This window comes from Tianweitania populi, from assembly GCF_014652875.1.
GTDB lineage: Bacteria > Pseudomonadota > Alphaproteobacteria > Rhizobiales > Rhizobiaceae > Tianweitania > Tianweitania populi.
In genome coordinates this window covers 962,379-988,037 of the sequence record NZ_BMZQ01000001.1, presented here as the reverse complement: position 1 = coordinate 988,037, position 25,659 = coordinate 962,379, and the positions used below count along the sequence as shown (strand labels likewise).

Genomic DNA, 25,659 nt, shown 5'->3' with positions numbered 1-25,659 from the left:
CATTGTGCCACCTGCCCCTGTACGCTCCTTCTTAGCTGAGAACGCCTGTCGGGCAAATGACAGAGGCGTTTCCGCCTCTGCGCGATGATCACTCCACGGTGACCGACTTGGCGAGATTGCGCGGCTGATCGACGTCGGTGCCCATGAACACGGCCGTGAAATAAGCCAGCATCTGGATCGGTAGAGCATAGACGATTGGCGCGATGATCTCCGGAACGTCTGGCAGGATGATCGTTTCCATCGCGTTGATCGTGGCCCGTCGCGCACCCTCGGTATCCGTAATCAGGATGATGCGGCCACCACGCGCGGCAACTTCCTGCATGTTGGAAACGGTCTTGTCGAAGTTGCGGTCATGCGGCGCGATCACGATCACCGGCATGTTTTCGTCGATCAGCGCGATCGGTCCGTGCTTCAGCTCGCCGGCTGCATAGCCTTCGGCGTGGATGTAGGAAATTTCCTTGAGCTTCAGCGCGCCTTCCATCGCCAACGGGAAGCTTGTGCCACGTCCAAGATAAAGCGCGTGCTTCACCTGTGAGAGTTCGCGCGCCAGCTTCTCGATCTGGTCATCCAGCTTCAACGCTGCCGTGGCAAAGCGCGGGGCTTCGGACAGGAAGCGGACGAGTTCTCGCTCCTGTTCAGGCGAGACATGACCGCGCTGCACACCGGCGCGAACCGCAAGGGCTGCAAGAACAGCCAGCTGACAGGTGAACGCTTTGGTCGAAGCGACGCCGATTTCCGGGCCGGCCAATGTCGGGAAGATCGCGTCCGATTCCCTGGCGATGGTTGATTCCGGAACGTTGACGACAGCCGCAATCGGCACGCCCTGGCTGCGGCAATAACGTAGTGAAGCCAGCGTATCCGCAGTCTCCCCTGACTGCGAGATAAACAAAGCCGCGCTGTTCGGCGAGATCGGCATTTCGCGATAACGGAACTCGGAACCTACATCGATGTCGACTGGAAGCCGGGCGTAGCGCTCGAACCAATAACGCGCGACCGAGCCGGCCAGGAAAGCAGTGCCGCAGGCAGAGATCGACAAACGGTCGATCTGGCTGAAATCGAACGGAAGTGGGATGTCGCGGGTGCGTCCTTCAACGAAATCAAGGTAATGCGCCAGCGTGTGGCCGATCACTTCCGGCTGTTCATGGATTTCCTTTTCCATGAAGTGACGGTGATTGCCCTTGTCCACCATGAAGCTGGTGGAGCGTGCCTTGGTTTGTGGACGTTCGATTTCACGGCCATCGATGTCGTAAATCGTAACGCCATTTCGCTGGATCGCAGCCCAATCGCCGTCTTCCAGATAGGTGATTGCGTCCGTGAAGGGCGAAAGAGCTACCGCGTCGGAGCCCAAGAACATCTCACCATCGCCATGACCGACGGCGAGTGGCGGACCGTTCCGAGCGGCGACGATCAGGTCGTCATGGCTGGGGAAGATGATGGCCAGGGCGAAGGCACCTTCAAGCCGCCTGATCGCCTTGTGAGCGGCTTCGACCGGTTCACTGCCCCGCTTCAACTCGCGCGAAATCAGATGCGCGACGACCTCGGTATCGGTCTGCGAGGCAAACACATAGCCGTCTGCGATCAACTCGGCCCGAAGCTCGGCGAAGTTCTCGATGATGCCGTTGTGGACGATGGCGACGTCCGTCGAGAAATGCGGATGGGCATTGGTTTCGTTCGGAACGCCATGCGTCGCCCAGCGAGTATGACCAATGCCGATGCGGCCGGCCAGCGGTTCAGCCTGGAGCTTCTTCTCGAGATTGACCAGCTTACCTTCGGCGCGGCGACGTTCCATTTGTCCATCATCAATGGTGGCGACGCCTGCGGAATCATAGCCGCGATATTCGAGACGCTTAAGCGCATCCACGATCAATGGTGCGACCGGACCCCGACCGACGATCCCGACAATTCCGCACATAAACTATCCCTCGAATCCGGCTTTAAACCCCGGTGCTATCTACGTTTAACGTCGGCAGTTAAGAAGTCACTTATGGTATCGAAACGTTGCAGCGGTTCTGCAGGTCGCTGCACCTATTTGGATGACGCTTCCTTGATGCTGCGCTGACGAGCCCTGAGGTCTTCGGCACGACCTTCGATCGTCTTCTGGCGGGCACGGCCGAAGGCCAACGCGTCGCCTGGAACGTCCTGGGTGATGACGCTACCGGAAGCCACATATGCGCCATCGCCGATGCTGACTGGCGCAACAAGAGAGGAGTTCGAGCCAATGAAGGCGTTTGAGCCGATCTCAGTCTTGAACTTATTCATGCTGTCGTAATTGCAGGTGATGGTTCCGGCACCGATGTTGGAACCGGCTCCGATCGAAGCGTCGCCGATATAGGTAAGGTGGTTGATCTTGGCGCCCTGACCAACCTTGGCTTTCTTGACCTCACAGAAGTTGCCGACCTTCGACTTCTCGCCAAGTTCCGCGCCTGGCCGGAGCCGCGCGAAGGGCCCGATCTCCGCGCCCGTGCCAATCGTCGTGCCTTCAAGATGCGAAAAGGCATGGATCGTCACGCCGCCATCGACAGTCACGCCCGGACCGAAAAACACATTCGGTTCGATGACCGTGTCTGAGCCGACCACCGTATCATGCGAGAAGAACACGGTTTCCGGCGCAATCAGCGTCGCGCCATCAAGCATCGCCTGATGGCGACGACGGACCTGCCAGAGCGACTCCGCTTCAGCAAGCTCGACGCGGTTGTTGACGCCGAGCACACTCTGCGCATCGACCTCTGCGGCCACGACAGCAAGCCCCTGTTTCCGCGCAATGGCAACGATGTCGGTCAGGTAGTACTCACCCTTGGCGTTGTCGTTGCCGATCGCATCCAGCAGAGCCAGCGCATGCGCGCCGGCTATCGCCATCAAGCCACCATTGCAGAAGGTGATGGCACGCTCGGCCTCCGAGCAATCCTTGTCCTCGCGGATCGCTATGAGCGCACCGTTGTCTTCAATCAGGCGCCCGTAACCGGCAGGCTTGTCGGTGCGGAACCCCATGACGACGACGGTCGCCCCGGATGCGAGCTTTTCGCGCGCGGTCAGTAAGGCGTCGGATTGCACAAGCGGTGTGTCGCCGAACAACACGAGTACGTCATCATAGCCACGGCTAAGTGCTTCACGAGCAGCCAGAACTGCGTGCCCGGTCCCTTTTCGCTCCGTCTGCACGAAAGTTTCCAGCAAACCTTCCTTCGCATCGATCGCGGCGCGAACCTCATCTGCACCACGTCCCACAACGACGGCAATGTCGCCAGCCCCTGCACCGCGCGCGGCGGCAACGACGTGGCCAACAAGGGGGAGGCCTGCCACTTTATGCAGAACCTTTGGCAAAGCGCTCTTCATGCGGGTGCCCTCGCCGGCCGCAAGGACGATGGACAAACAGCTACGATCAGGCATGCGTCGGCTCCGCAACAGGGTGATGAAGCCCGTCTAGCGCAGCTCTCTTAAAAAAGGAACTTTCACACCGCTCGCTTCAGCCAAGACGGCCGAGAACCGGAAAACTCTCGAGGAGCCAGTAGGACACCGTCTGGATGCCTCCGGTCATGAATGCCAAGCCAGCAAGGATGAGCAGCACGCCCATGACCTTTTCTATGCGTCCCAGATGAACCTTGAACCGCCCAAGAAAGCGCATGAAGGCACCGGAAAAGAAGGCCGCCGCCAGAAATGGGATGCCAAGGCCTAGCGAATAAGCGGCAAGCATCGTTGCGCCCTCTGTCAGCGTGCCGCGACCCGCAGCCAGCGTCAGGATCGGACTCAGCACCGGACCGATGCAAGGTGTCCATCCGAAGGCGAAGGCGAGCCCCATGACATAAGAGGCAAACAAGCTCGCCGGTCGTCCTTCCGTCTGAAACCGCGCCTCGCGCGACAGAAACGGAATGCGGATGATGCCGAGGAAGTTAAGTCCCATCAGCATGATGATCGCGCCGGAAACGAAACCGAGCTCATACTTATAGGCGAGAAGCAGACGGCCAAAGGCCGAAGCTGTCAGGCCCAACAAAACAAAGACTGTCGAGAAACCCAGCACGAAAGCCAGACCCGCGCTGGCCAAAGCAGATCGTTGTGCCGTAGGAGCCGCCCGACCCTCGCGAAAATCATCGACGGTCACGCCAGCCATGTAACAAAGGTAAGGCGGCACCAATGGCAGCACGCAGGGCGACAGGAACGACAAGGCTCCGGCTCCGACTGCGCTAAGGTAACCGACGTCGACTGCCATGATCTGAGAAGTGCCCTGCCCGAACGTTTCGCACGGCCTATAGCGCAGATCAGGCCACCAGCCCAATGTGCCAAGGCGTCACGATCCTGTGCGGCGAATGGGGTGTCTTGAAGTGGTGAGCGCGATGGGACTCGAACCCATGACCTACAGATTAAAAGTCCGTTGCTCTACCAACTGAGCTACGCGCCCGGGAGCCGCGAAGCGGTCCGAAAGTGCGGCGGACCATATTCAGCGCCCTGGTAGCGGTCAACCGCCGATTCACGACTTTTGTAGGAAGATGCGATAGGCTGTGAACTGCCGCACGCTTGTCATCACATGTCATGAAATTTCAGTGCCGTTATTTCCATGCGCAGTGCTTGGCCTACATATGCCGCAAATCACCCGCAGCCTTCGGCTCGAAGTATTAGTCAGTTTGAATATTGTTTAGTGGCTTCTATAACATGGAACTAGAATTTGCCTGATGCCTCGGAGTTGCCGTCTCTCGACCTTTGTGCGCAAGAGCCGATCCGCATTCCCGGCGGAATTCAGCCCCATGGAGCCTTACTTTTCCTGGATGAAGCTGACTTCGCCGTTCTGCAATACAGCGCGAACGTGGATGCTGTTCTCGGTGGATTGATCGTTGATGACGGTGGCTCGAAGGTCATCGAGCCGGGCGCTTTCGCGTCATTGCGTAGCGATTTGGCCGCCTGGTTGAAGCGCCCGGACGACTCGTTCGAACAGTCGATCCTGATCGGCAACAACCGGCATCATGTGTCGGCGCAGCGGACGCCACAAGGATTGATGCTCGAATTCGAGCCGGCTTCGGCTCATGGTGGTAATGAAGCGCATTACGCAAAGCTTCGGCGCTTCGTCGATAATGCTGAAAGCTACCAAGGCACGCTGGAACTGGCGGATGCGGTGGCGCGCGAGGTTCGCGATCTGACCGGCTTCAATCGGGTCATGATCTACCGCTTCAATGAGCAATGGGATGGTACGGTCATCGCCGAAGATGGCGACGGGACCCTGCCCTCCTACCTCGATCTTAGATTTCCGGCGACTGATATTCCGGTTCAGGCGCGTGAATTGTATTTGCAAAACCGCATTCGGTTGATCCCGAATGCGACCTATGAGCCTGTTCCTTTGGTGCCGACATTTTCGCCGGTCGACAGGCAGCCGACCGATCTCGGCAGTTCTGCGCTGCGCAGTGTCTCGCCGATCCATCTCGAATATATGCGCAACATGGGTACAGCTGCGTCCATGTCGATCTCGCTGATCGTGGATGGGAAGCTCTGGGGACTTATTTCCTGCCACAATGCCGAGCCGTTGCATGTCCCTCCGCCGGTACGCAACGCTGCTGAATTCCTTGGCCGCATCGTTTCGCAACAGATTGCCGGCTTCGATCGGACGAATGAGAGCAGGCAGCGTCTTGGTTTTAAGCAGATCGAGACGGAACTGATTGCTTATGTCAGCCGTGCAGCGAGTTTCCAGCAAGGCTTGGTTGAGCGCCCCCGTCAGTGGCTCGGCATCACCAATGCGCAGGGCGCGTCGGTGATCACGGAAGACATGGTTCTAGCAACCGGCAGTGTTCCTCCGAGCACAGCCATGCGGGAGCTCGCCACGTGGCTGCACGGCCTCAAGCTCAATGGGCCTTATTCTACCGACAACCTGGCAGCTGCTTGGTCAGGCGGCAGTGCCATTGCTGATTTGGCGAGCGGCTTGCTTGCCGTGCCAATCTCAAGCCTGCATCCGAGCTTCATCATGTGGTTCCGGCCCGAAGTAGTTCGCACTGTGAACTGGGGCGGCGACCCAAAGAAGCCTTCCGTCAGCGAAGTCGATATGCGCATTCACCCGCGCAAATCGTTCGAGACGTGGAAAGAGAATGTGCGCGATCATTCCGCGCCATGGTCGACTGCCGAGATCCAGTCCGCGGGCGAGTTCCGCAATGCTGTCGTCAATTTCGTACTCAAGCGTGCTGAAGAGCGTGCTGAACTCGCAGAAGAGCTGCAGCGCTCCAACAAGGAACTCGAATCGTTTTCCTATTCGATTTCGCATGATCTGCGTGCGCCTTTCCGCCACATCCTCGGCTATGCGCAGCTGCTTGATGAGGAAGAAGCGGAGCTGAAATCGATCTCGCGCCATTATTTGGCCGGGATTTCTAACGCCGCTCTGTCAGCTGGTCAGCTTGTCGACGACCTTCTCCGGTTTTCTCAGCTAGGACGCGCCAGCTTGAACATGTCGTCGATTGACATGCAGAAAGTGGCCGGCGAGGTGCGCCGCAGCTTTGACAACATGACCGAAGAGCGTCGTATCGAGTGGCGCATCGGCACTTTGCCTGACGGTTATGGTGACGCCGCCCTCGTTCGCCAGGCGATCTACAATCTGGCTGACAATGCGGTGAAGTACACGCGTGACCGCGACCCTGCGATCATTGAGATCGAGGGCCACGAGGAAGGCAACACTACCATTTACACAGTGCGCGACAATGGCGTCGGGTTCGACATGGCCTATGGCGGCAAGCTGTTCCAGGTGTTCCAGCGGCTTCATCATATCGAAGATTTCGAAGGCACCGGCATCGGCTTGGCGCTGACCAAGCGGATCATCGATCGGCACGGCGGATCTATCCGTGCGGAGGGCAAGCTCAATGAGGGAGCATCGTTCAGCTTTACGCTTCCGAAGCCGAAAAAGGGGCGTGCGGCCAAATGAACCTGCGTCCGATCCTCTTAGTGGAAGACAATCCCGCAGATGTGGAACTGACACTGGCAGCACTTATGCGCAGCCAAGTTGCCAACCAAGTCATCGTCACGCGCGATGGCGTCCAGGCGCTCGATTACATCTTTTGTGAAGGCGAGTTCGCGGGTCGCGATCCCGAGCCGCCTGCCGTCGTCTTGCTTGACCTCAAGCTCCCAAAGATCAACGGTCTAGAGGTGTTAGAGCGGGTCAAGGCGCATCCTGAGCACCGCAACATTCCAATGGTGATGCTGACCTCGTCTCGGGAAGAAAGCGACGTGGTGCGCAGCTACAGCAGCGGCGTGAACTCGTTTGTTGTGAAACCGGTTGAATTCAACGCGTTCTTCGAAGCGATCCGCCATCTCGGAATGGTCTGGGCTGTTCTGAATGAGCCATTCCCGGCCAGGCAAACTTAAGATGCAGCAAAGTGTTTTGGCCGACTCATCGGAACCAGGCGCCCGCATCCTGTTGCTGGAAGACAGCAGCATCGATGCCGACCTGATCACACGTCAAATTCTTAAGCTAGGCCCGGACACCAGGATTGATCGCGCGGTAATCCGCCGCGATTTCGAGACGGCTTTAAGTGCCTCTCGGTATGATTTGATCTTCTCGGATTACTCGCTGCCGGATTTCACTGGGCTGGAAGCGTTCGGCGTCGCAACAACGCTGGCGCCGAACGTGCCGTTTATCTTTATCTCTGGCGTCATAGGCGAAAAATTCGCCACGGAAGCCGTGCGTGCCGGCGCAACGGATTATGTCACGAAACGCGATCTGGGGCGCATACCCGGCGTCGCCAAGCGTGCGCTCGATGAAGCGCGAGCGCGGCGGGATCGTGAAACGGCAATGCTCGCCTTACAGGAAAGCGAGCACCGCTTTCAGTTGATGGCGGATAGCGCCCCTGCCCTGATCTGGGCGACGGATGAAGTCGGCCGCTTCACCTTCGTCAACCGCCGCTTTGAAACGGATTTCGTCACCACAATTCCAGAGATGATGGATGGTGGATGGGCGACGCTGATTCTGGCGGATGATCTCCCTGCCTTCGCCGCCGCCAATCAGCAAGCGCTTCAGCGTCGCGCCGTACTGAGCGTTGAGGTCCGTGTGATCGACGGCGACGGACATACGCGTTGGCTGCGCTGTGAAGCTGCGCCACGCTATAGCGGGTCGGGCAGGTTTGTCGGTCACGTCGGTTGCGCCATCGACGTGTCTGGTATCCGGCTGGCGAATGACATGCTGGAAGCTGAGGTCGAAGCACGCACACGCGAGCTTGCCGAGAAGGAAGAAGCGCTACGCCAATCCCAGAAGATGGAAGCAATTGGTCAGCTGACCGGCGGTATTGCGCATGACTTCAACAACATGCTGGCCGGGATCAAGGGCGGAGCGGATCTTCTGCGCAAGCGTCTGGCAACTGGCAAGGTTGATGGGATTGATCGCTACATCGACATCATCACGTCATCGGCTGATCGCGCGGCCGCGCTGACGCACCGGCTTCTCGCCTTTTCGCGCCGCCAGTCGCTGGACGTGGAACGGACGGATCTGAACGAGCGAATCTCGTCTTTGCTTGAGCTTTTGCAAAGAACGATCGGCGACAGCATCAATGTTGAAACGAAGCTAGAGCCGCGCTTGTGGCCGGCCTTGACCGATCGCAACCAGTTTGAAAGCGCCGTTCTCAATTTGGCCATCAATGCTCGCGATGCCATGCCGGGCGGCGGTCAACTGACGATCTCGACGTTGAACACGAAGCTCAATCTGGCACAGGCAACGAGCTTCGGTGTTGCGCCGGGAGATTACGTTCAGATCCTCGTTAGCGATACGGGTACGGGCATGCCGCAATCCGTCATCGACAAGGCATTCGACCCGTTTTTCACGACGAAGCCCATCGGCCAGGGTACGGGACTTGGTCTTTCGATGATCTTCGGCTTCGCCAAGCAAGTCGGCGGACATACACGCATCTTGTCGACGCCCGATGAGGGCACGACAGTGGAAATCTATATGCCTCGCGACACCAGTGTCGTTGCGGAGGCCGACGATAGTGAGGACGAAGAAATGACGGTCGCAACGGGTAGCGGAACCATCCTGGTGGTCGAGGATGAAGTTCTCGTTCAGATGCTGATCGTCGATTACCTTAACGATCTCGGCTATGAGACGATCGAAGCCAATGATGCACAACGTGCCCTATCGATCATCGAAAGCGATCAGACCATTGATCTCCTGCTGACTGATGTGGGCTTGCCTGGTATGAATGGCCGCGAACTGGCGGAACGTGCCCGCACCGTTCGCCCGGAATTGAAAGTGCTGTTCGCGACTGGCTATGCCGAAGGTGCAACCAGCCGCCAGGGCTTCTTGGCGCCTGGCATGGACATGGTCGCCAAACCCTTCGATCTCGACAAGTTCGGCGAGAAGGTGAATGCGATGCTGAAGATGGAGTTCTCCGGCACCGCGTGAGGCGCATCAGCCGACGACGATCGTAGCCTTGTTCTGCACGCGATTATACAGGTCGATAACGTCCTGATTGATCATGCGGACGCAGCCGGATGACATCGCTTGCCCAATGGTCCACCACTCCGGCGAGCCATGCACGCGATAGCCGGTGTCAACATTGTCCTTGTAGATGTAGTGCGCACGCGCACCCAGCGGATTGTCCAGACCGCCCGGCTGCCCGCCAGCCCATTTTACGAGTTCAGGCTTGCGCGCGATCATCTCGCGCGGGGGCGTCCAGGTCGGCCATTCCTTTTTGTATTGGATGACCGCACGACCCGACCACAAGAAGCCCTCCTTGCCGATGCCGACGCCGTAACGAATGGCTTCGCCACCCGGCTGTACGAAATACAGGTGGCGCTCCTGCAAGTTCACGACGATCGTGCCTGGTGCCTCGCCTGTGGGGTCCTGGACGACCTGACGGCGGAACTCTCGCGGTACTTTCTCATAGGGAACGGCAGGCAGGACGAAGGGACCATCCTGCATCGAGCCGTACATAGCCTGGTAGCCGCCTAGGGAGCGTTCGACGCTAACCTTCGGCCTGATCGTACCCGTCGGGCTGAAATCCATATCGAACGCAGACATGTCTAAGCTGCGGCTGCACCCGGCTAGTCCGACCAGCCCCAAGCCTGCGAGCACGCCTCGCCGAGAAACCACTTCGCTCACAGGATATTCTCCAAACCCGATGATGAGCGACCATGCGCGAACATGGTTGATGAATCGTTATGAAGTTGATCGTGCTGGATGATCTCGATTGCGTGACCAGCACACTGGGAGGGAACAGAATGCATGCTCCATCGTTTGGAGATCCATAGGGACCAATGCATTTGCTCAGGAGGCAACATGAACAAGATTTGGAAATCCGTCGGCGCTGCAGCTATCTCGGCTATGATGGCGGCCACGACTTTCGTTCCTGCGCAGGCAGCGATGCAGGTTGAGCGCCCGTCGGCGCCAGTCAGCAAGAATGTCGCCGAACAGCCGACCCAGGTTCAGTATCGCCGCCACGGTCATCATCGCGGCTATTATCGCGATGGTCGCGGCCGCGATTACTACAATGGTCACCGAGGCTACCGCCATTATCGTCACGGCTATCGCCGTCATGGCAATGCCTGGTACCCTGCGGCAGCGTTCCTCGGTGGTGCAATCATCGGTGGGGCGATCGCCAATTCGCAGTCAGCACCGCGTGTGAGGTCGGGCAGCAGCCACGTTCAGTGGTGCTACGATCGATACCGGTCATATCGTGCATCGGACAACACGTTCCAGCCGAACAATGGCCCACGACGCCAGTGCAACTCCCCGTACTGATCAACTTAAAGGGCCTCTTCGGAGGCCCTTTTCTTTAGGCAATCTTGCTCAGCGTGCATGACGGCAGCGCGCAAACCTCCAGGCTTCGCAGCGTGAGCGGCATCATCAATCGTTGGAAGATCAGTCTTCGGTAAATTCAGGCAGGCTGCTGAAGGCCGCTTTCAAGGCGTTCGACCATCCATCCGATACTGCTCGATAATAAGGATCATCCCCGCCGATCCGCTTGCGGAAACCGACCCGCATCGTGTTGCGCTCATAGAACATCATGTCGAGCGGCAGGCCGACGGACAGGTTCGACTTCAACGTCGAATCGAAGGAGACCAACAGGAGCTTGGCTGTTTCGGCAAAGCTCATCGCAGGATCGTAGGCACGCACGATGATCGGCTTGCCGTATTTCGTTTCGCCGATTTGGAAGAAAGGAGTGTCTTCCCCGGCCTCGATGAAGTTGCCTTCCGGATAGATCAAAAACAGACGAGGCTCGCCACCCTTGATCTGTCCGCCCAAGATGATCGAAGCGTTGAAATAGGAATCGGCGGTCTGCCCGTCCGGCGAGGATGTCTTGATGACCTCCTTCACCGTGTCGCCCACCAGCTTTGCTGTCTGGAACATCGAAGGCGTTTCGAGAAGCGTTCCGACCCGGTCTGAGGCAGCCTTCGAACGTTCGTCCAACATGCTGACGACGGCTTGGGTGGTGGCCAAATTGCCGGCCGACATCAGCACGATGACGCGCTCGCCCGGCTCCTCCCACACATGCATCTTCCGGAAGGTGGAAATGTTGTCGATGCCGGCGTTTGTGCGGGTGTCGGACATGAACACCAAGCCGCGATCGATCTTGAGGCCGACGCAATAAGTCATGAAAGTCCAATCCAACGAGGGTCGAGCAGATTACTGCTCGACTGTGACGTGAACTTCAAGACGTTCTGCTGCTTCTCCCAGCCTGAAGCCGGAAACAGGACAGGCATCATTGTAATCGCGGCCCGTGGCTAGGCGGACATAGCGTTCATCAGGTGAAATGCCGTTGGCAGGATCGAACGCGACCCAGCCTAGACCCTCGATATGCACTTCTGCCCAGGCATGGCTAGCAGCGTGGTTATCGCCTTCCGACATGAGATAGCCGCTGACATAGCGAGCCGGCACATCTAATAGTCGTGCGGCGGACGCAAATATATGCGCCTGATCCTGGCAGACACCGGCTCCCTTGCGGGCAGCTTCTTCACCCGTAGTCGCAACGGTCGTGCTACCTTTCTCGTAGGCCACGCGTTCAACGATCAGTTGGAGCAGCGCATGCATCCGCTGCAAGGGCGCACCATCGTCAACATCGGCGACAAGCGCCTTGATTGAATCGCCAGCTGCAGTGAGCGGCGTTTCCTGCCTGAACAGCCAAAGTGGCGTGTAGCCGCGATGTGGTCCCGAGACGCCGGAGCGATCGATCGTCTCGATTACGCCAGTTGCCGTTGCGCTGAGACTTGTCTCGCCCGAATCAACACTGACCAGACGCGTGACATTGCCAAACGCATCCGTGTAGCCGGCCTCTTCCGTGGCACCGCTGATGTCGAGCGACCAACTGAGAACACGCTGGCTATGACCGTCTGTGGGGATCAACCTTAGTCTCTGCAAGGCATAGGCATTCGGCTGATCGTAAGCGTATTCAGTCTTGTGGGTGATCTTCAGGCGCATCGATCAGGTGAACCGGTAATTGTCGGCCACAGCCTGGCTGAAGCGCGCATTGTCATCGATGAAGCCTTCGAGATATTCGTGCAGCCCGTAGTCGAAAACATCTTTGATGGAGCTAACCTGCAGCCGCTCCAGCACCTTGACCGCGATGTCATAGCTTGGATGCTGCAAACCGTAATCTTCCGATAGTTGCCGCAGATCCTCGACGATGCCGCGATAGCAGAAGGCCAGCGAGCGGGGCATGCGCGGATTGAGGATCAGATAGTCGGCAATGAGTGTAGGCTTGTAATCGGCTTCGTAAACCCAGCGGTAAGATCGATGGGCCGAGACCGAGCGCAGGATCGACTCCCACTGGTAGTTGTCCAGCGACGAGCCGACCCAGTGCACCGAGGGCAGCAGAACATAGTATTTGACGTCAAGAATGCGCGCTGTGTTGTCGGCTCGCTCCACCAGTGTCCCAAGCGACGCAAAATTGTAGATCTCGTTGCGCAGCATCGTGCCCTGGAAGGAGCCGCGGAACAGCGCCGTGTCCCGCTTGATCGCGTCGAGAACGCTCGGCAACTCCCGCTCATCGATTGGATTGGCGAGGAGCCGCTTCAACGACATCCAGGCTTCGTTCAGGCTCTCCCAGCACTCTCGGGTCAGTGCCGTTCGCACCATCCTGCCGTTCATGCGCGCCGTTTCGATGGACGACACGACGCTTGAGGGGTTGGAGGTGTCGCGCAGCAGAAAGTCCGAAACCGTGGCGGCAGTAAACTCGTCGTGTCGCTCTCGAAACGCCGCTTCGGCACCCGCGCTCACAACCAGGGATGTCCATTCCTCGGCCGAGCTGGTGGTTTGCGTCAGCGCGAGACGCAAGCCCGCATCCAGCAAGCGCGCCATGTTCTCGGCGCGCTCGATATAGCGGCTCATCCAATAAAGACCGTTGGCGGTGCGTCCGAGCAGCATCTAATCGTCCAGGATCCAGGTGTCTTTGGTGCCGCCGCCTTGCGAGGAATTGACCACGAGCGAGCCTTCCTTCAGCGCGACGCGTGTCAGACCGCCAGGCACGATCTGGATGCGGTCCGAGACGAGCACGAAGGGCCGCAGATCGACATGGCGCGGAGCGAGACCAGCTTCGGTCAGGATCGGCACGGTGGAAAGCGAAAGCGTGGGCTGGGCAATGTAGTTTGAGGGTCTGGCCTTGAGCTTTTCGGCAAAAGCTTCCCTCTCCTTCTTTGACGCCGCAGGGCCGACCAGCATGCCGTAGCCACCGGAGCCATGCACTTCCTTGACCACGAGCTCGTGCAGATGCTCGAGCACGTAAGACAGGCTCGATGGCTCCGAGCAGCGGTAGGTCTCGATATTGGGCAGCAGCGCCTTGCGACCTGTGTAGAACTCGATGATCTCCGGCATGTATGAGTAGATCGCCTTATCGTCCGCGATCCCGGTCCCCGGCGCATTGGCGATCGTGATCTTGCCCGCTCGATACACATCCATGATGCCCGGCACACCAAGGGCTGAGTCAGGTCGGAATGTCATGGGATCAAGGAAGGCGTCGTCGACGCGACGATACAGTACGTCGATTCGCTTGTACCCTTGCGTCGTTCTCATCGCGACATGGCCATCGATGACGCGCAGATCTTGTCCTTCAACCAGTTCGACGCCCATCTGGTCGGCCAAGAACGCATGTTCGAAATAGGCGGAGTTGAAGCTTCCTGGTGTTAGAACCGCAATGCGCGGCGAGCCTTCGCAGCCCTCAGGTTTGACGGCCGCCAGCGACTGCCGCAGGAGCTGAGGATAATTGGCGACCGGCCTAACCTTGATCCGCTGAAACAGCTCGGGGAAGAGCTGCATCATGGTTTCGCGGTTCTCCAGCATGTAGGAAACGCCGCTGGGTGTGCGTGCATTGTCTTCCAGCACGAAGAACTCGTCTTCGCCGGTACGAACGATATCCGTGCCTATGATATGGGTATATACGCCGGCCGGCGGCCGCACGCCGATCATCTCTGGCAGGAAGGCCTCGTTGTTGGCGATCAGCTCCTTCGGGATTCGCCCGGCCTTGATGATCTCCTGGCGATGGTAGATGTCGTCCAGAAAAGCGTTGAGAGCCTGCACACGCTGCTCAATGCCTTGCATCAGACGCCGCCATTCCTGGCCAGACAGGATGCGTGGCACGATGTCGAAGGGGATCAGTCGCTCGGCTGCCGCATCTTCTCCGTAAACGGCAAAGGTGATGCCGGTCTTGCGAAAGACACGCTCGGCATCCTGCATCTTTTCCGTGAGACGGGCCGGATCCTGCTCGTCGAGCCAAGCCTGGTATTTCTGGTATGGCTGACGCAGTCCGCTATTTTCCGGACGCATCTCATCGAATGCAACCAAGCTTCTACTCCCTACTTCCACGCATTTCAGAGAGTTCCCGGCTAAAAAGCAAGCACGACGTTAGTCTGGCAACTTAAAAGGCGCGAAAGGTGACGATGGTCCGCGTATCGCGGATACCCGGCAGGATCTGGATCTTCTCGTTAACGAAGTGGCCAACGTCGCCGCCGTCCTCGATGTAGAATTTTGCGAGCAGATCGAACTCGCCGGCAGTGGAATAAACCTCGGACGCCAACTCGGCATCCGCGATTGCACGCGCCACTTCGTAGGCTTTGCCGAGCTCACATTTGATCTGAATGAAAAACGCCTTCATCGCGCCCCCTGATATCTGATGCGATACGCGCGAAACCCAGCGCGGGTTCCTTACGTAACTCGTAATTGGAAGTGACCAGTGTCCGCGCTAAACGCAGGTAGAACAAGGGAGAACACCAGTGCATCGCTTGTTTATAGCTATCCTTCTACTTGGAACAGGTAGTGCGCCTACATTCGCTGGCGAAGCCGAAATCAAGGCAGCGCAAAGCGTCATCCAGCGTCAAATGTCGGCATTTCGTGGCAACCGCGACGCCGAGGCTTACTCCTTTGCCTCACCGATGTTGCGGATGAAATTTCCGAACATGGCTATCTTCATGTCGATGGTCCGTCAGGCATACCCCATGGTGCACAATCCCGCCCGCTACGATTTTGGCACCTCGAAGGAGGTGGGCAACCAGATCCAGCAGGATGTGATGATTTTGGGCGCGGATGGCAAAGACTATGTGGCCACCTATACCCTTCAGCAGCAGCGGGACGGAAGCTGGCTCATCAATAGCGTCACACTGCGTGCCGGCGGGACGCTGAGTACGTAACGGTAAGATTGATGTAGCCGGTTTGTTTTTTGATTGGTCTGTCCGCAGTGCTAAAGATGAACGGGAAAGGGTGAGACTCGGCTGGGCGAGCCTCGTTGATCGTGGCACTGGACATGCTTGTAACGGAAGGGGCTGGTCGCGACAGTCTGCGCAATCGCCAATTGGCGGGGATGTTGGCTGCAATCGCCGGTGGCTTGAACGCGGCGGCCTTCCACGCGGTCGGCTTCTTCGCGGCCAACATGACCGGGAATGTATCGCTTCTATCCGATCACCTGGCGATTGCGGATCTTGGATTAGCCGGCTTCTTCCTGCTGATCGTGCTGTCCTTCGTCACTGGGTCGGCACTTTCGACGCTGCTGATCAATGACGGGCGCCGGCGCGGCAACGCGGCCATCTACGCCCACAGCATCCTGCTTGAAGCCATTATCCTTGCTGCGGTCGGCATCGTCGAACTACTTCGAGGCGGACCGCCCTCCGTCGATTTGACAGTGATCAGCCTCAGCTTCCTGATGGGCCTTCAGAACGCAGTGGTGACGCGGATTTCTCAAGCACGCGTTCGTACCACCCATGTCTCGGGTATGCTGACCGATATCGGCATCGGCCTGGGCATGCTCATCGACATCGCACGCGGTACCGAGACGAGCGAGAACGCCGTCGAAATCCGTGCACGTTTGCGTTTGCACATCGAGACCGTTGCAGCCTTCTCGCTCGGCGGCGTGTCCGGCGTGGTGTTGTATCAGCTGATCGGCACCGGCTCGCTGGTGGTCGCGGCCGCCTTGCTGCTGGCGATTGGCTGGCGAGCGGTTCTTCAAACCCGCCCGTCAACGGCAGCCTAGAGCGGCGGGATATCGCCGCGCGCCCAGCCTTCGGTCGCATCCTCGGCGAATGCCAAGAAGCGACCCTCGCCAATTGCACCGCGAATACTCTGCATCAGATGCTGATAATAAGCGATGTTGTTCCAGGATAGCAGCATCGCACCCAGCGCCTCCTGCGAGCGCACGAGATGATGCAGGTAAGCGCGGGAATAGTCCCGCGCCGCCGGGCAGTCACTTTCCTCGTCCAGCGGTCGGTAATCGTCGGCATGCCTGGCATTGCGGAGGTTCACCCGTCCTCGACGGGTGAAGGCAAGACCATGCCGGCCGGCGCGTGTCGGCATCACGCAGTCGAACATGTCGATACCACGCGCCACCGACTTCAGAATGTCGTCAGGTGTTCCAACGCCCATAAGGTAGCGTGGCTTATCAGCAGGCAAGACAGGGCATGTCACGTCGAGCATTTCCAGCATGACGTGCTGCGGTTCGCCGACCGCAAGACCACCGACCGAATAGCCTTTCAGGTCCATAGCTTTGAGCGCTGATGCCGAGCGCTCGCGCAAAACCGGCTCCGCCCCACCCTGCACGATGCCGAACATCGCACGGCCCGGCTGGTCGCCGAAAGCTGTCTGGCAACGCTCCGCCCATCGCAGCGACATCTCCATGGCACGCTCGACATCCGCGTAAGGCGCCGGCAACGCCACGCATTCATCGAGCTGCATCTGGACATCTGATCCGAGCAAGCCCTGGATTTCAATCGACCGCTCCGGCGACATCTCATAGCGTGCGCCATCGACATGCGAACGGAAGGTAACACCCTGCTCCGTCAACTTGCGCAGCTTCGACAGCGACATGACCTGAAATCCGCCTGAGTCGGTAAGAATCGGGTGAGGCCAACGGGCAAACTCATGCAACCCACCCAGACGCGCCACACGCTCGGCGCCAGGTCGCAGCATCAGGTGATAGGTATTGCCGAGGATGATGTCGGCGCCCGTTCCACGCACCTGATCCATATACAGCGCCTTCACGGTCGCTGCCGTTCCGACCGGCATGAAGGCAGGCGTACGTACGGTTCCACGCGGCATGGTGATGGCGCCAAGCCGGGCGTTGCCGTCTGTTGCTTGAAGCGCGAACTGGAAGGTCTCGCTCATGCCGGCACGCCCTGAACATCGTTGCGAAACAGCAGGCTGGAATCGCCGTAGGAATAGAAGCGGTAGCCATTTCCGATCGCGTGCGCATAAGCGTCATGCATGCTCTGGAAACCTGCAAAGGCGGAAACGAGCATGAAGAGCGTCGAACGGGGAAGATGGAAGTTCGTCATGAGGATGTCCACTGCGCGGAAGCGGTAGCCCGGCGTGATGAAAATGTCGGTCGGACCCTGCCACGGTTGGATCAAGCCATCTGCATCAGCGGCGCTTTCAAGCAGCCGCAGCGAAGTTGTGCCAACGCAAACGATCCGTCCGCCGCGAGCGCGCACGGCGTTCAGGGAAGCGGCCACGTCCTCCGTCACCAAGCCAATCTCAGAATGCATCTTGTGGTCGGCGGTATCATCCGCCTTCACCGGCAGAAACGTCCCTGCCCCGACATGCAGGGTCACGAAGTGGCGCGAGATCCCCGCTTCATCCAAAGCGGCCATCAGCTGCGGCGTGAAATGCAGACCGGCGGTTGGCGCGGCGACGGCCCCTTCCTGATCTGCGTAGATCGTTTGGTAGTCCGAGCGGTCTCGCGCATCTTCGGGCCGCTTCGATGCAATATAAGGCGGCAGCGGAATATGGCCGACAGTGTGCAGGGCTTCATCGAGGAAAGCGCCTGAAAGATCAAAGGCAAGCTCAACTTCGCCGCCCTCACCCTTCTCGACAACCGTCGCGTCCAATGCGCCAATCATGCAAGCTTCGGCGGAGTGGCCGAAGGCAATGCGATCGCCCATAGCAACCCGCTTTGCCGGACGCATAAACGCCCGCCAGCGGTCTGCCGCGACGCGCATGTGCAAGGTCGCGTCTACCGCGGACTTGTTCTCGCCTCGGCTGCGGATGCCTTGCAACTGAGCCGGAATGACCTTAGTATCGTTGAATACCAAGGCGTCACCGGCACGCAGCAGCTTCGGCAGATCAAACACGTTTCGATCGCCAAGCGCACCATCATCACCGACAACGAGCATGCGCGCGCTGTCACGCGGATCGGCTGGCCGAAGCGCTATGCATTCGTCAGGTAGGTCGAAGTCGAAAAGATCGACCTTCATCAGGTGAAACGGATCATCAGGGCGCCGGACAAAAGCAGCAGAGCGCCCATGATGCGGCCCATGGAAATCTCCCGCACGGCCAAACCCAGGAACCCGATGCGATCAAGAAACATGCTGGCCAGCAGCTGTCCTGCTACCAGAAATGCCATCAAGGCCGCTGCGCCAAGACGCGGGATCAGCAGGATCGACGTTGTGACGTAAACGGCGCCAAGCAGACCGCCGGCTACGAACAGCCAGGGTGCTGGCGCACGGAAAGTCGGCGCGGTGCCCTGCATGCGCGTCATCACGGCTGTCGCGATAATGAGCACCAGTGTTCCGGCAAGGAATGAGATGCAGGCAGCCGCAATCGGCATGCCCAAGCCCCGACCCAACTGGGTGTTGATCGGGGCTTGAAAGGCGATGAGCGCTCCGGACACGATGCCGAGCAGTGACCAGAGCAACTGCGTCATAGACTAAGCCTTAAGCGGCGACGTCGGCCGCAACCTTTAGCGACGTAATCTTGTCGGGATCCTGTACCGGCTCACCGCGCTTGATATTGTCAACATTCTCCATGCCCTCGATGACCTGGCCCCAGACGGTGTACTGGCGGTTCAGGAAGGCAGCGTTTTCGAAGCAGATGAAGAACTGCGAATTTGCAGAGTTTGGGCTCTGCGAACGGGCCATCGAGCAGGTCCCGCGGCCATGGTTCATGTTGTTGAACTCGGCCTTCAAGTCCGGCTTCTCCGAACCGCCCATTCCGGCGCGCGACGGGTTGAAGCCGGAGGTCGTGGAGTTGCCGAACTTCACGTCGCCAGTTTGCGCCATGAAGCCGTCGATAACGCGGTGGAACACGACGCCGTCATACGCACCTTCGCGTGCCAGTTCCTTGATCCGGCCGACATGGCCGGGAGCCAGGTCCGGGAACAGTTCGATAACGACCTTGCCCTTGGTGGTTTCCATCACCAGCGTGTTTTCTGGATCCTTGATCTCAGCCATGTGAGCTCCTTTTAGTGGGTCGCCGGGATCGGCGCCGCTTGCTTGATCTGGTTACTTGGCGTCGGCAGCGATGCGCGCCTTGACGATGCGGTCAGGCTCGGAAACCGAACCATTATCCGAAGGATCGCCGCGCTTGATGGAGTCGATGAGGTCCAAGCCCTTCTCGACCTTGCCGACGATCGTATAGTCGCCGTCCAGCGGAGGTGCCGGGGCGAACATGATGAAGAACTGCGAATTGGCAGAATCCGGGTTCTGCGACCGCGCCATGCCCACCGTGCCGCGAACGAAATGTTCCTGCGAAAACTCTGCCGGCAGATCCGGGAGTTCCGAGCCGCCGGTGCCAACAGCCGAAGCCTTGTAGCCTTCCTTCAGGTCGCCATACTGCACGTCGCCCGTCTGCGCCATGAAGCCTTCGATTACACGATGGAAGGCCACATTGTCATAGGCGCCTTCACGGACCAGCGTCTTGATCTGCTCGACATGCTTCGGTGCGAGATCCGGCCGAAGTGCAATGGTCACGTCGCCGTTTTTCAGGGTCAGAACAAGCGTATCCTGAGGACCGGCAGCAAGCGCCGGCGCGCTTCCAACGGCCGACGACAAAGCAAAGGCAAGGGCCAGCGAAGCGAGCCTGAACGTGCGCATAAGACTGTCTCCCGAAATCATTTCTTGAACTTGGCTTCCAGCGCGGCTGCGACGGAAGCTGGGACGAAGGGCCTGATATCGCCGCCCATCGCGGCTATCTGCCTGACAAGTGTGGCAGTTATTGTGCGAACGGAAGGGCTGGCCGGCACAAAAATCGTTTGCAGCTCCGGTGCCATGGTTTCGTTCATACCCGCCATCTGCATTTCGTAGTCCAGATCCGTGCCGTCGCGCAGTCCGCGGATCATGATCCCAGCGTCATGCTTGCGCGCTGCGGCAATGACCAGACCTTCAAAAGCAATCACGGACAGCCGTTCTGCGGTCGCCCCGAGTTCGTCGCGGGCAGCGGTCTCGATCAGCTTTACCCGCTCATCGAACGAGAAGAGCGGCGTCTTGGAAGCCTGAATGCCGATCGCAACCAGCACCTTGTCGGCAACGGTAAGCGCCCCCTTGAGAACATCAAGGTGTCCGTTGGTCAACGGATCGAACGATCCTGCATAAATTGCCACGCGCTGTGTCATGGGGCGCTTCTAATCGGCCATCCAACCAAAGGCAAACGGGTTCGGAGATCGCGCACAAGCAAACTCACGGAACCGTGACGATTGCTGTTTTGAAGAAAGTAACGGCCGGTTGGAACCGATCGAAGATCAATGTGTTCTTGGAGCAGGAGAACAAAGCCATGATGATCTTGATGCTCGCCGCCGCTATGACCATTGCGATGCTGATCGCGACCGTGTTCGGCCTCCACCAGGAAGCACAGCACGTGAAGCAGACGGTGAAGCGCAGCCGCATGAACCGCTTTGGCCCTAACTTCCAGCAGCCTTACCGCTTCAACTAAGAATTTCCTGCCCTCCAGCAGATGAAAAGGGACGCTTTCCCGGGCGTCCCTTTTTCTTTGTTTCAATAAAGGCGCCTCTCGCTATTCGATCTCGGCAACCGGTGCAGCATCCTCGCCATCCTCGACCTGAGGCTCTGAGATGCGCTCAACCGACACGACGCGCTCATCCTTTGCCGTGACGAAAACCTTGACGCCCTTCGTGGCCCGGCTCGCCATTCTGATGCCTTCCACCGGCACCCGGATCACCTGGCCGCCGTTGGAAACCAGCATGATTTGATCAGTGGTTTCCACAGGGAAAGCCGCAACCAGGCGACCGATCTCAGCGGTCTTCGAGACGTCGGTGGCGCGGATACCTTTGCCGCCGCGACCCGTGACACGGAAATCATAGGACGAAGAGCGCTTGCCGTAACCACGTTCGGTAACGGTCAGCACCATCTCCTCACGCGATTTCAGTTCCTCGTAACGTTCGTCTGCAAGGTCGCCTTCAACGGCGACATCTTCCGTCGGTGCTACGATTTCCTCATCGTCGCCAGTGAGCGCACGGCGTTCACTTGCAGCGCGGCGAAGATAAGCGACCCGCTCCCAAGCTTCCGATTCGACGCCATGCAGGATCGTCATTGAAATCGCACGATCGTCCTCTGCCATGTTGATGCCGCGCACACCGACCGAGTTGCGGCTGGAGAAAACGCGAACATCGCCGACCGGGAAGCGAATGCACTGGCCGGATGCTGCGGTCAGCAGAACATCATCACTATCGGTACAGGTCGCGACACCGAGGATCTCGTCGCCCTCTTCTTCCAGCTTCATCGCAATCTTGCCGTTGCGATTGACCTGAACGAAGTCGGACAGCTTGTTGCGGCGGACAGTGCCACGCGTTGTGGCGAACATGACATCCAGGTTACCCCAGCTATCTTCGTCCTCCGGCAGCGGCATGATCGTCGTGATACGCTCGCCCTGTTCCAGCGGCAGCATGTTGATCAGCGCCTTGCCGCGCGATTGCGGATTGCCGATCGGCAGACGCCAGACCTTTTCTTTGTAGACGATGCCGCGCGAGGAGAAGAACAGCACCGGCGTATGGGTGTTCGCAACGAACAGCCGCGTGACGAAATCTTCGTCGCGCGTCGACATACCCGAACGGCCTTTGCCGCCCCGACGCTGGGAACGGTACAAGGAAAGCGGCACGCGCTTGATGTAGCCGGTATGGCTGACAGTGACGACCATGTCCTCGCGAGCAATGAGGTCCTCGTCCTCCATGTCCGCACCGCCGTCCACCAGTTCGGTGCGGCGTGGCGTGCCAAACTCGTCGCGAACGGCAGCAAGCTCGTCCTTGACGATCGTCTGGATGCGCAGACGCGACGAAAGGATGTCGAGGTAATCCGAAATTTCGGCGCCGATCTTGTTCAACTCATCGGCGATTTCGTCGCGTCCGAGCGCGGTCAGGCGCTGCAGCCGCAACTCGAGAATGGCGCGGGCCTGTTCCTCGGACAGATTGTAGGTGCCGTCTTCGTTGATCTTGTGGCGTGGATCATCGATGAGGCGGATCAAGGCTTCGACGTCCTGAGCAGGCCAGCGACGCTCCATCAACTGGTCACGCGCGGTCTGCGGATCCGGTGCCCGACGGATCAGCGCAATCACCTCGTCGATATTCGCAACGGCGATTGCAAGGCCCACGAGGATATGGGCGCGATCGCGCACCTTGCGCAGAAGGTACTTGGTGCGGCGGCTGATGACATCTTCGCGGAAAGCGATAAACGCTTTTAGGATGTCGATGAGGTTGAGCACTTCCGGCTTGCCGCCGTTCAGCGCAACCATGTTGCAGCCGAACGAAGTTTGCAGCGGCGTGAAGCGGTAGAGCTGGTTCAACACCACTTCCGCATTGGCATCGCGCTTGAGCTCGATCACCACGCGATAGCCCTGGCGATCGCTCTCGTCGCGGATGTCGGAGATGCCCTCGATGCGCTTGTCGCGCACCAGTTCGGCCATCTTCTCGATCATGGAGGCCTTGTTCACCTGGAACGGCACTTCCGTGACGATGATCGCTTCGCGCTCACCGCGGATCGTTTCCGTGTGAACCTTCCCGCGCATCAGCACCGAACCGCGACCGGTGGAATAAGCGGAGTGAATGCCTGAACGACCAAGGATCAGCGCGCCGGTCGGGAAGTCGGGACCTGGAATGATGTCCATCAGGTCCGTCAGATCGAGCGCCGGATTGTCGATCAGCGCGATCGTGCCGTTGATGATCTCGGAAAGATTGTGCGGCGGGATGTTGGTCGCCATGCCGACCGCGATACCGCCCGAACCGTTGACCAACAGGTTCGGGAAGCGCGCCGGCAGAACCTTCGGCTCGGAACCGGAAGAATCATACGTGTCCTGGAAGTCGACAGTGTCCTTGTCGATGTCTTCCAGAAGCTCATGCGCGACCTTGGTGAGACGCGCTTCGGTGTAACGCATGGCCGCCGGGCTATCGCCGTCGATCGAGCCGAAGTTGCCCTGCCCGTCGATCAGCGGCACGCGCAGGGACCAATCCTGCGCCATGCGGACCAGTGCGTCATAGATCGAGGCGTCGCCATGTGGATGGTATTTACCCATCACATCCGCAACCGGACGCGCCGATTTCACATACTTGCGGTTCCAGTGATAACCACTGTCATAGGACGCAAACATGATGCGGCGATGAACAGGCTTCAGACCATCGCGAACATCAGGCAGCGCACGGCTCACGATCACGCTCATGGCGTAATCGAGATACGAGCGCTGCATCTCCTCCATGATGGAGATCGGCTCAATGCCGTTCGGGCCACCGTCGCCGGGGACGCGCGGAGTGCTTTGGTCTGTCAACTTAGAAGTACCGATCGCTAGGAATCATCAGTCTTTTATATAGGAACTCGTCTGCTGACACCAATCCGGCAGGAGCGATTCCCACAGCAAAGCTGATCGAAATTGCGAGGAATAACAACGTGATAGCTTTAGTGGCTGCTAGTTGTTATGAGGCAGGCGAAAAAAGCGTCGCGCCGATATGTAAAAACATCGGCAAATCGGGTTCAGCCTGGTTGAAACAACACCCCGGCTAGGGGGAAGAAGAAGCAGAAATGCCTGAGTTTGAAAGCGCCTTCAACGCCTTCGTGACGATCCTGGTCACGATCGATCCGCCCGGTCTCGCGCCGCTGTTTCTTGCCATCACGGCCGGCATGAATCGGTCTGAGCGGCTTCAGGTCGGCGTCCGCGCGTCCATCATCGGCTTTGCCATTCTGGCGCTTTTTGCGCTCGGCGGAACCGTCATCCTGACGATGTTCGGTATCACGCTGCCCGCCTTCCGCACGGCCGGCGGACTGCTGCTGTTCTTCATCGCATTCGAGATGATCTTCGAGCGTCGCCAGGAACGCCACGAGCGCAGCGCCACAACGGCGGTGACGCGCGACATGATCCGCAACATCGCAGCCTTCCCCTTGGCGATCCCGCTGATCGCAGGGCCCGGGGCGATCTCGGCTACGGTGCTGCTATCAGGCGGCTTCACCTCGCCGCTGGCAAAACTTGCCTTTGTGGCAATCCTGATGGCCTGTTTGGCCATCACCGCCTTGGTGCTCGCTCTCGCCCATCGCGTCGACCGCTTTCTGGGCGAAACCGGTCGATCCATTCTAACTCGGCTGCTCGGCGTCCTGCTCGCGGCGCTTGCTGTTCAGTTCGTCGCCGATGGAATCAGGGCTTTGGTTGCGGCTTAGGCTCGACCTTGTCGACCGGGCAAGGCTTTGATGGCTTGTCCAGCACGTCGAGATTGACCAGCGTGCCAGTCATCGAGAAGTCGCCGTAGTCCATGACGAGATCGCGCGTCAGGCCATTGGCGTGAAGCTTGAAGCTGGTGCGATAATCAGGCGTTTCTTCGCCACCTTCGCCAACCAGGTCGAAGTACGCGATGTTGACCGGCCAATAGGTATCCTCGGCCATGGTCTTCAGCGGACCGGCTTCCGGATCGCCGGTCTTTTCCTTCGTGGGCTTGCCGATGACGATCGTCGTGGTCATCACCTTGTCGGCCTCATCCGAGCCATCGAACAGCGTGGTTTCGTAGAAGGTGTCGCCCTTCTCCGCACGATTCACCAGTTCCATCATGTGCTGGGTTGGGAACTGAGTGGCTGGAAGCTTGATGTCGTTCGGCTGCGGCTTCTCGATCTTCACATCGACGGCTTCGGCCTGACGAGTGGCGGCACCGCGCAGCTCGCGGTCAAGCGCGCGATCGATGTAGGACTTCGTGGCGAAGTTGAAGGTCTTACCCTCGGCGTCTTCGAAGGTCGTCGTTTGCTGGTCGGTGACCCGCGTGGCGTCCGCTGTGTCAATCTCGGTCACGAAGCGGAAGGTGACGGTGTAGCCTTCGCACGGTGAACCGTTAAACTCGTAGACCATGCGGCCCGAAATATTCGAGATGCCGGACTGTTCGGTCGCCTTGTCGAGCTTCAGGTCGTAAACCGCGCGGTGCGGTATCAGCGTGACTGCGCCCTGCGCGTGTGCGGCCACCGGAGCCAGCAGAACAAGTGTCGGTACAACGGCGCGGACAATCCGCATGGGCCTCTCCCTGGATCGGGGCACGAAAATGCGCAACA

The 25,659-nt window shown here is 58.9% G+C and carries 25 protein-coding genes and 1 tRNA gene; 8 read left to right on the top strand and 18 right to left on the bottom strand.

All coding sequences use genetic code 11. From position 1 onward, the window contains the following. Nucleotides 1-88: 88 nt before the first annotated feature. From glmS to IE166_RS04920, 4 genes are all read right to left on the bottom strand, one after another. Complete coding sequence (gene glmS / locus IE166_RS04935) at nt 89-1,912, bottom strand: glutamine--fructose-6-phosphate transaminase (isomerizing) (RefSeq protein WP_189502121.1); 1,824 nt, start codon at nt 1,910-1,912, stop codon at nt 89-91. A 113-nt stretch (nt 1,913-2,025) separates the two neighbouring features. After that, nucleotides 2,026-3,384, bottom strand: coding sequence for a bifunctional UDP-N-acetylglucosamine diphosphorylase/glucosamine-1-phosphate N-acetyltransferase GlmU (gene glmU, locus IE166_RS04930; RefSeq protein ID WP_189502119.1), 1,359 nt, complete (start codon nt 3,382-3,384; stop codon nt 2,026-2,028). Between the two features lie 76 nt (nt 3,385-3,460). Further along, complete coding sequence (locus IE166_RS04925) at nt 3,461-4,201, bottom strand: cytochrome c biogenesis CcdA family protein (RefSeq protein ID WP_189502117.1); 741 nt, start codon at nt 4,199-4,201, stop codon at nt 3,461-3,463. 113 nt (nt 4,202-4,314) lie between these two features. Next, nucleotides 4,315-4,390, bottom strand: a tRNA-Lys gene (locus IE166_RS04920). A gap of 264 nt (nt 4,391-4,654) precedes the next feature. Between IE166_RS04920 and IE166_RS04915 the strand changes: the two genes are divergently transcribed. The 3 genes from IE166_RS04915 to IE166_RS04905 are packed head-to-tail and all read left to right on the top strand — an operon-like array spanning nt 4,655 to nt 9,349. Then, on the top strand, nt 4,655-6,883 hold the full coding sequence (locus IE166_RS04915; protein WP_189502115.1) for an ATP-binding protein: 2,229 nt from the start codon (nt 4,655-4,657) through the stop codon (nt 6,881-6,883). After that, nucleotides 6,880-7,323 (top strand): response regulator, encoded by a 444-nt coding sequence (locus IE166_RS04910; RefSeq protein ID WP_189502113.1) that lies wholly within the window; start codon nt 6,880-6,882, stop codon nt 7,321-7,323. The genes IE166_RS04915 and IE166_RS04910 overlap by 4 nt, the downstream gene beginning before the upstream one ends. A 16-nt stretch (nt 7,324-7,339) precedes the next feature. Beyond that, entirely contained in the window at nt 7,340-9,349 is a 2,010-nt protein-coding gene (locus tag IE166_RS04905) for a response regulator (RefSeq protein WP_189502111.1), read from the top strand. A gap of 6 nt (nt 9,350-9,355) precedes the next feature. Here IE166_RS04905 and IE166_RS04900 read toward each other — a convergent pair whose 3' ends face one another. Beyond that, on the bottom strand, nt 9,356-10,048 hold the full coding sequence (locus IE166_RS04900; protein ID WP_244641331.1) for a L,D-transpeptidase: 693 nt from the start codon (nt 10,046-10,048) through the stop codon (nt 9,356-9,358). A gap of 177 nt (nt 10,049-10,225) precedes the next feature. On the opposite strand from IE166_RS04900, the gene IE166_RS04895 reads away from it, so the two are divergent. Continuing rightward, the gene (locus IE166_RS04895) at nt 10,226-10,687 is read left to right on the top strand and encodes a BA14K family protein (protein ID WP_189502107.1); all 462 of its coding nucleotides are present in this window, start codon (nt 10,226-10,228) and stop codon (nt 10,685-10,687) included. Nucleotides 10,688-10,807: 120 nt separating this feature from the next. Here IE166_RS04895 and IE166_RS04890 read toward each other — a convergent pair whose 3' ends face one another. The 5 genes from IE166_RS04890 to IE166_RS04870 all read right to left on the bottom strand — a co-directional run bounded on the left by IE166_RS04890 (nt 10,808) and on the right by IE166_RS04870 (nt 15,032). Then, nucleotides 10,808-11,542, bottom strand: coding sequence for a proteasome-type protease (locus tag IE166_RS04890; protein WP_189502105.1), 735 nt, complete (start codon nt 11,540-11,542; stop codon nt 10,808-10,810). Between the two features lie 30 nt (nt 11,543-11,572). Then, nucleotides 11,573-12,364, bottom strand: coding sequence for a transglutaminase family protein (locus IE166_RS04885; protein WP_189502103.1), 792 nt, complete (start codon nt 12,362-12,364; stop codon nt 11,573-11,575). A gap of 3 nt (nt 12,365-12,367) precedes the next feature. Continuing rightward, nucleotides 12,368-13,309: an alpha-E domain-containing protein gene (locus IE166_RS04880; protein WP_189502101.1), complete on the bottom strand. Its 942-nt coding sequence runs from the start codon at nt 13,307-13,309 to the stop codon at nt 12,368-12,370. Beyond that, nucleotides 13,310-14,722 (bottom strand): circularly permuted type 2 ATP-grasp protein, encoded by a 1,413-nt coding sequence (locus tag IE166_RS04875; protein WP_385964565.1) that lies wholly within the window; start codon nt 14,720-14,722, stop codon nt 13,310-13,312. A 73-nt stretch (nt 14,723-14,795) separates the two neighbouring features. Continuing rightward, nucleotides 14,796-15,032 carry an Lrp/AsnC ligand binding domain-containing protein gene (locus IE166_RS04870; protein ID WP_189502099.1) on the bottom strand — a complete coding sequence of 79 codons (237 nt, stop codon included), beginning with the start codon at nt 15,030-15,032 and terminating at the stop codon, nt 14,796-14,798. A 118-nt stretch (nt 15,033-15,150) separates the two neighbouring features. Here IE166_RS04870 and IE166_RS04865 point away from each other — a divergent pair, with 118 nt between their 5' ends. Together IE166_RS04865 and IE166_RS04860 are read left to right on the top strand one after the other, a co-directional pair. Further along, the gene (locus tag IE166_RS04865; RefSeq protein WP_244641330.1) at nt 15,151-15,564 is read left to right on the top strand and encodes a DUF4864 domain-containing protein; all 414 of its coding nucleotides are present in this window, start codon (nt 15,151-15,153) and stop codon (nt 15,562-15,564) included. Between the two features lie 113 nt (nt 15,565-15,677). Then, a complete protein-coding gene (locus IE166_RS04860; protein ID WP_189502097.1) occupies nt 15,678-16,400 on the top strand; it encodes a YoaK family protein in 723 nt (240 codons plus the stop codon). On the opposite strand, the gene tgt is transcribed toward IE166_RS04860, so the two are convergent. From tgt to coaD, 6 genes are read right to left on the bottom strand one after another with little or no spacing between them, the layout of a single operon-like run. Further along, a complete protein-coding gene (tgt, locus tag IE166_RS04855; protein ID WP_189502095.1) occupies nt 16,397-17,527 on the bottom strand; it encodes a tRNA guanosine(34) transglycosylase Tgt in 1,131 nt (376 codons plus the stop codon). The genes IE166_RS04860 and tgt overlap by 4 nt on opposite strands. Continuing rightward, nucleotides 17,524-18,615 carry a tRNA preQ1(34) S-adenosylmethionine ribosyltransferase-isomerase QueA gene (queA, locus tag IE166_RS04850; RefSeq protein WP_189502094.1) on the bottom strand — a complete coding sequence of 364 codons (1,092 nt, stop codon included), beginning with the start codon at nt 18,613-18,615 and terminating at the stop codon, nt 17,524-17,526. Before queA ends, tgt begins: the two co-directional genes overlap by 4 nt. Beyond that, nucleotides 18,615-19,064 carry a DMT family transporter gene (locus tag IE166_RS04845; RefSeq protein ID WP_189502092.1) on the bottom strand — a complete coding sequence of 150 codons (450 nt, stop codon included), beginning with the start codon at nt 19,062-19,064 and terminating at the stop codon, nt 18,615-18,617. The genes queA and IE166_RS04845 overlap by 1 nt, the downstream gene beginning before the upstream one ends. Before the next feature lie 10 nt (nt 19,065-19,074). Beyond that, complete coding sequence (locus tag IE166_RS04840; protein WP_189502090.1) at nt 19,075-19,590, bottom strand: peptidylprolyl isomerase; 516 nt, start codon at nt 19,588-19,590, stop codon at nt 19,075-19,077. 51 nt (nt 19,591-19,641) lie between these two features. Further along, nucleotides 19,642-20,232, bottom strand: coding sequence for a peptidylprolyl isomerase (locus IE166_RS04835; RefSeq protein WP_189502088.1), 591 nt, complete (start codon nt 20,230-20,232; stop codon nt 19,642-19,644). A gap of 17 nt (nt 20,233-20,249) precedes the next feature. Beyond that, the gene (gene coaD, locus IE166_RS04830) at nt 20,250-20,750 is read right to left on the bottom strand and encodes a pantetheine-phosphate adenylyltransferase (RefSeq protein WP_189502086.1); all 501 of its coding nucleotides are present in this window, start codon (nt 20,748-20,750) and stop codon (nt 20,250-20,252) included. A gap of 158 nt (nt 20,751-20,908) precedes the next feature. Here coaD and IE166_RS04825 point away from each other — a divergent pair, with 158 nt between their 5' ends. Beyond that, on the top strand, nt 20,909-21,067 hold the full coding sequence (locus IE166_RS04825; RefSeq protein WP_189503327.1) for a hypothetical protein: 159 nt from the start codon (nt 20,909-20,911) through the stop codon (nt 21,065-21,067). Between the two features lie 81 nt (nt 21,068-21,148). Here IE166_RS04825 and gyrA read toward each other — a convergent pair whose 3' ends face one another. Further along, a complete protein-coding gene (gyrA, locus tag IE166_RS04820) occupies nt 21,149-23,905 on the bottom strand; it encodes a DNA gyrase subunit A (protein WP_189502085.1) in 2,757 nt (918 codons plus the stop codon). A gap of 251 nt (nt 23,906-24,156) precedes the next feature. Here gyrA and IE166_RS04815 point away from each other — a divergent pair, with 251 nt between their 5' ends. Beyond that, nucleotides 24,157-24,786, top strand: coding sequence for a MarC family protein (locus IE166_RS04815; protein WP_189502083.1), 630 nt, complete (start codon nt 24,157-24,159; stop codon nt 24,784-24,786). Here the strand turns inward: IE166_RS04815 and IE166_RS04810 are convergent. Next, nucleotides 24,764-25,621, bottom strand: coding sequence for a cell envelope integrity EipB family protein (locus IE166_RS04810; protein ID WP_189502081.1), 858 nt, complete (start codon nt 25,619-25,621; stop codon nt 24,764-24,766). The two genes, IE166_RS04815 and IE166_RS04810, sit on opposite strands and share 23 nt — an antisense overlap. Between the last annotated feature and the right edge of the window lie 38 nt (nt 25,622-25,659).

Coding starts and splice junctions, on each gene's coding strand:
- IE166_RS04835 (WP_189502088.1), bottom strand. CDS start 20,232: ATGCGCACGTTCAGGCTCGCTTCGCTGGCCCTTGCCTTTGCTTTGTCG.
- tgt (WP_189502095.1), bottom strand. CDS start 17,527: ATGAGCGAGACCTTCCAGTTCGCGCTTCAAGCAACAGACGGCAACGCC.
- IE166_RS04910 (WP_189502113.1), top strand. CDS start 6,880: ATGAACCTGCGTCCGATCCTCTTAGTGGAAGACAATCCCGCAGATGTG.
- IE166_RS04895 (WP_189502107.1), top strand. CDS start 10,226: ATGAACAAGATTTGGAAATCCGTCGGCGCTGCAGCTATCTCGGCTATG.
- IE166_RS04815 (WP_189502083.1), top strand. CDS start 24,157: ATGCCTGAGTTTGAAAGCGCCTTCAACGCCTTCGTGACGATCCTGGTC.
- IE166_RS04880 (WP_189502101.1), bottom strand. CDS start 13,309: ATGCTGCTCGGACGCACCGCCAACGGTCTTTATTGGATGAGCCGCTAT.
- IE166_RS04845 (WP_189502092.1), bottom strand. CDS start 19,064: ATGACGCAGTTGCTCTGGTCACTGCTCGGCATCGTGTCCGGAGCGCTC.
- IE166_RS04870 (WP_189502099.1), bottom strand. CDS start 15,032: ATGAAGGCGTTTTTCATTCAGATCAAATGTGAGCTCGGCAAAGCCTAC.
- IE166_RS04885 (WP_189502103.1), bottom strand. CDS start 12,364: ATGCGCCTGAAGATCACCCACAAGACTGAATACGCTTACGATCAGCCG.
- IE166_RS04825 (WP_189503327.1), top strand. CDS start 20,909: ATGATGATCTTGATGCTCGCCGCCGCTATGACCATTGCGATGCTGATC.
- glmS (WP_189502121.1), bottom strand. CDS start 1,912: ATGTGCGGAATTGTCGGGATCGTCGGTCGGGGTCCGGTCGCACCATTG.
- IE166_RS04860 (WP_189502097.1), top strand. CDS start 15,678: ATGCTTGTAACGGAAGGGGCTGGTCGCGACAGTCTGCGCAATCGCCAA.
- glmU (WP_189502119.1), bottom strand. CDS start 3,384: ATGCCTGATCGTAGCTGTTTGTCCATCGTCCTTGCGGCCGGCGAGGGC.
- IE166_RS04890 (WP_189502105.1), bottom strand. CDS start 11,542: ATGACTTATTGCGTCGGCCTCAAGATCGATCGCGGCTTGGTGTTCATG.
- coaD (WP_189502086.1), bottom strand. CDS start 20,750: ATGACACAGCGCGTGGCAATTTATGCAGGATCGTTCGATCCGTTGACC.
- IE166_RS04810 (WP_189502081.1), bottom strand. CDS start 25,621: ATGCGGATTGTCCGCGCCGTTGTACCGACACTTGTTCTGCTGGCTCCG.
- IE166_RS04925 (WP_189502117.1), bottom strand. CDS start 4,201: ATGGCAGTCGACGTCGGTTACCTTAGCGCAGTCGGAGCCGGAGCCTTG.
- IE166_RS04840 (WP_189502090.1), bottom strand. CDS start 19,590: ATGGCTGAGATCAAGGATCCAGAAAACACGCTGGTGATGGAAACCACC.
- queA (WP_189502094.1), bottom strand. CDS start 18,615: ATGAAGGTCGATCTTTTCGACTTCGACCTACCTGACGAATGCATAGCG.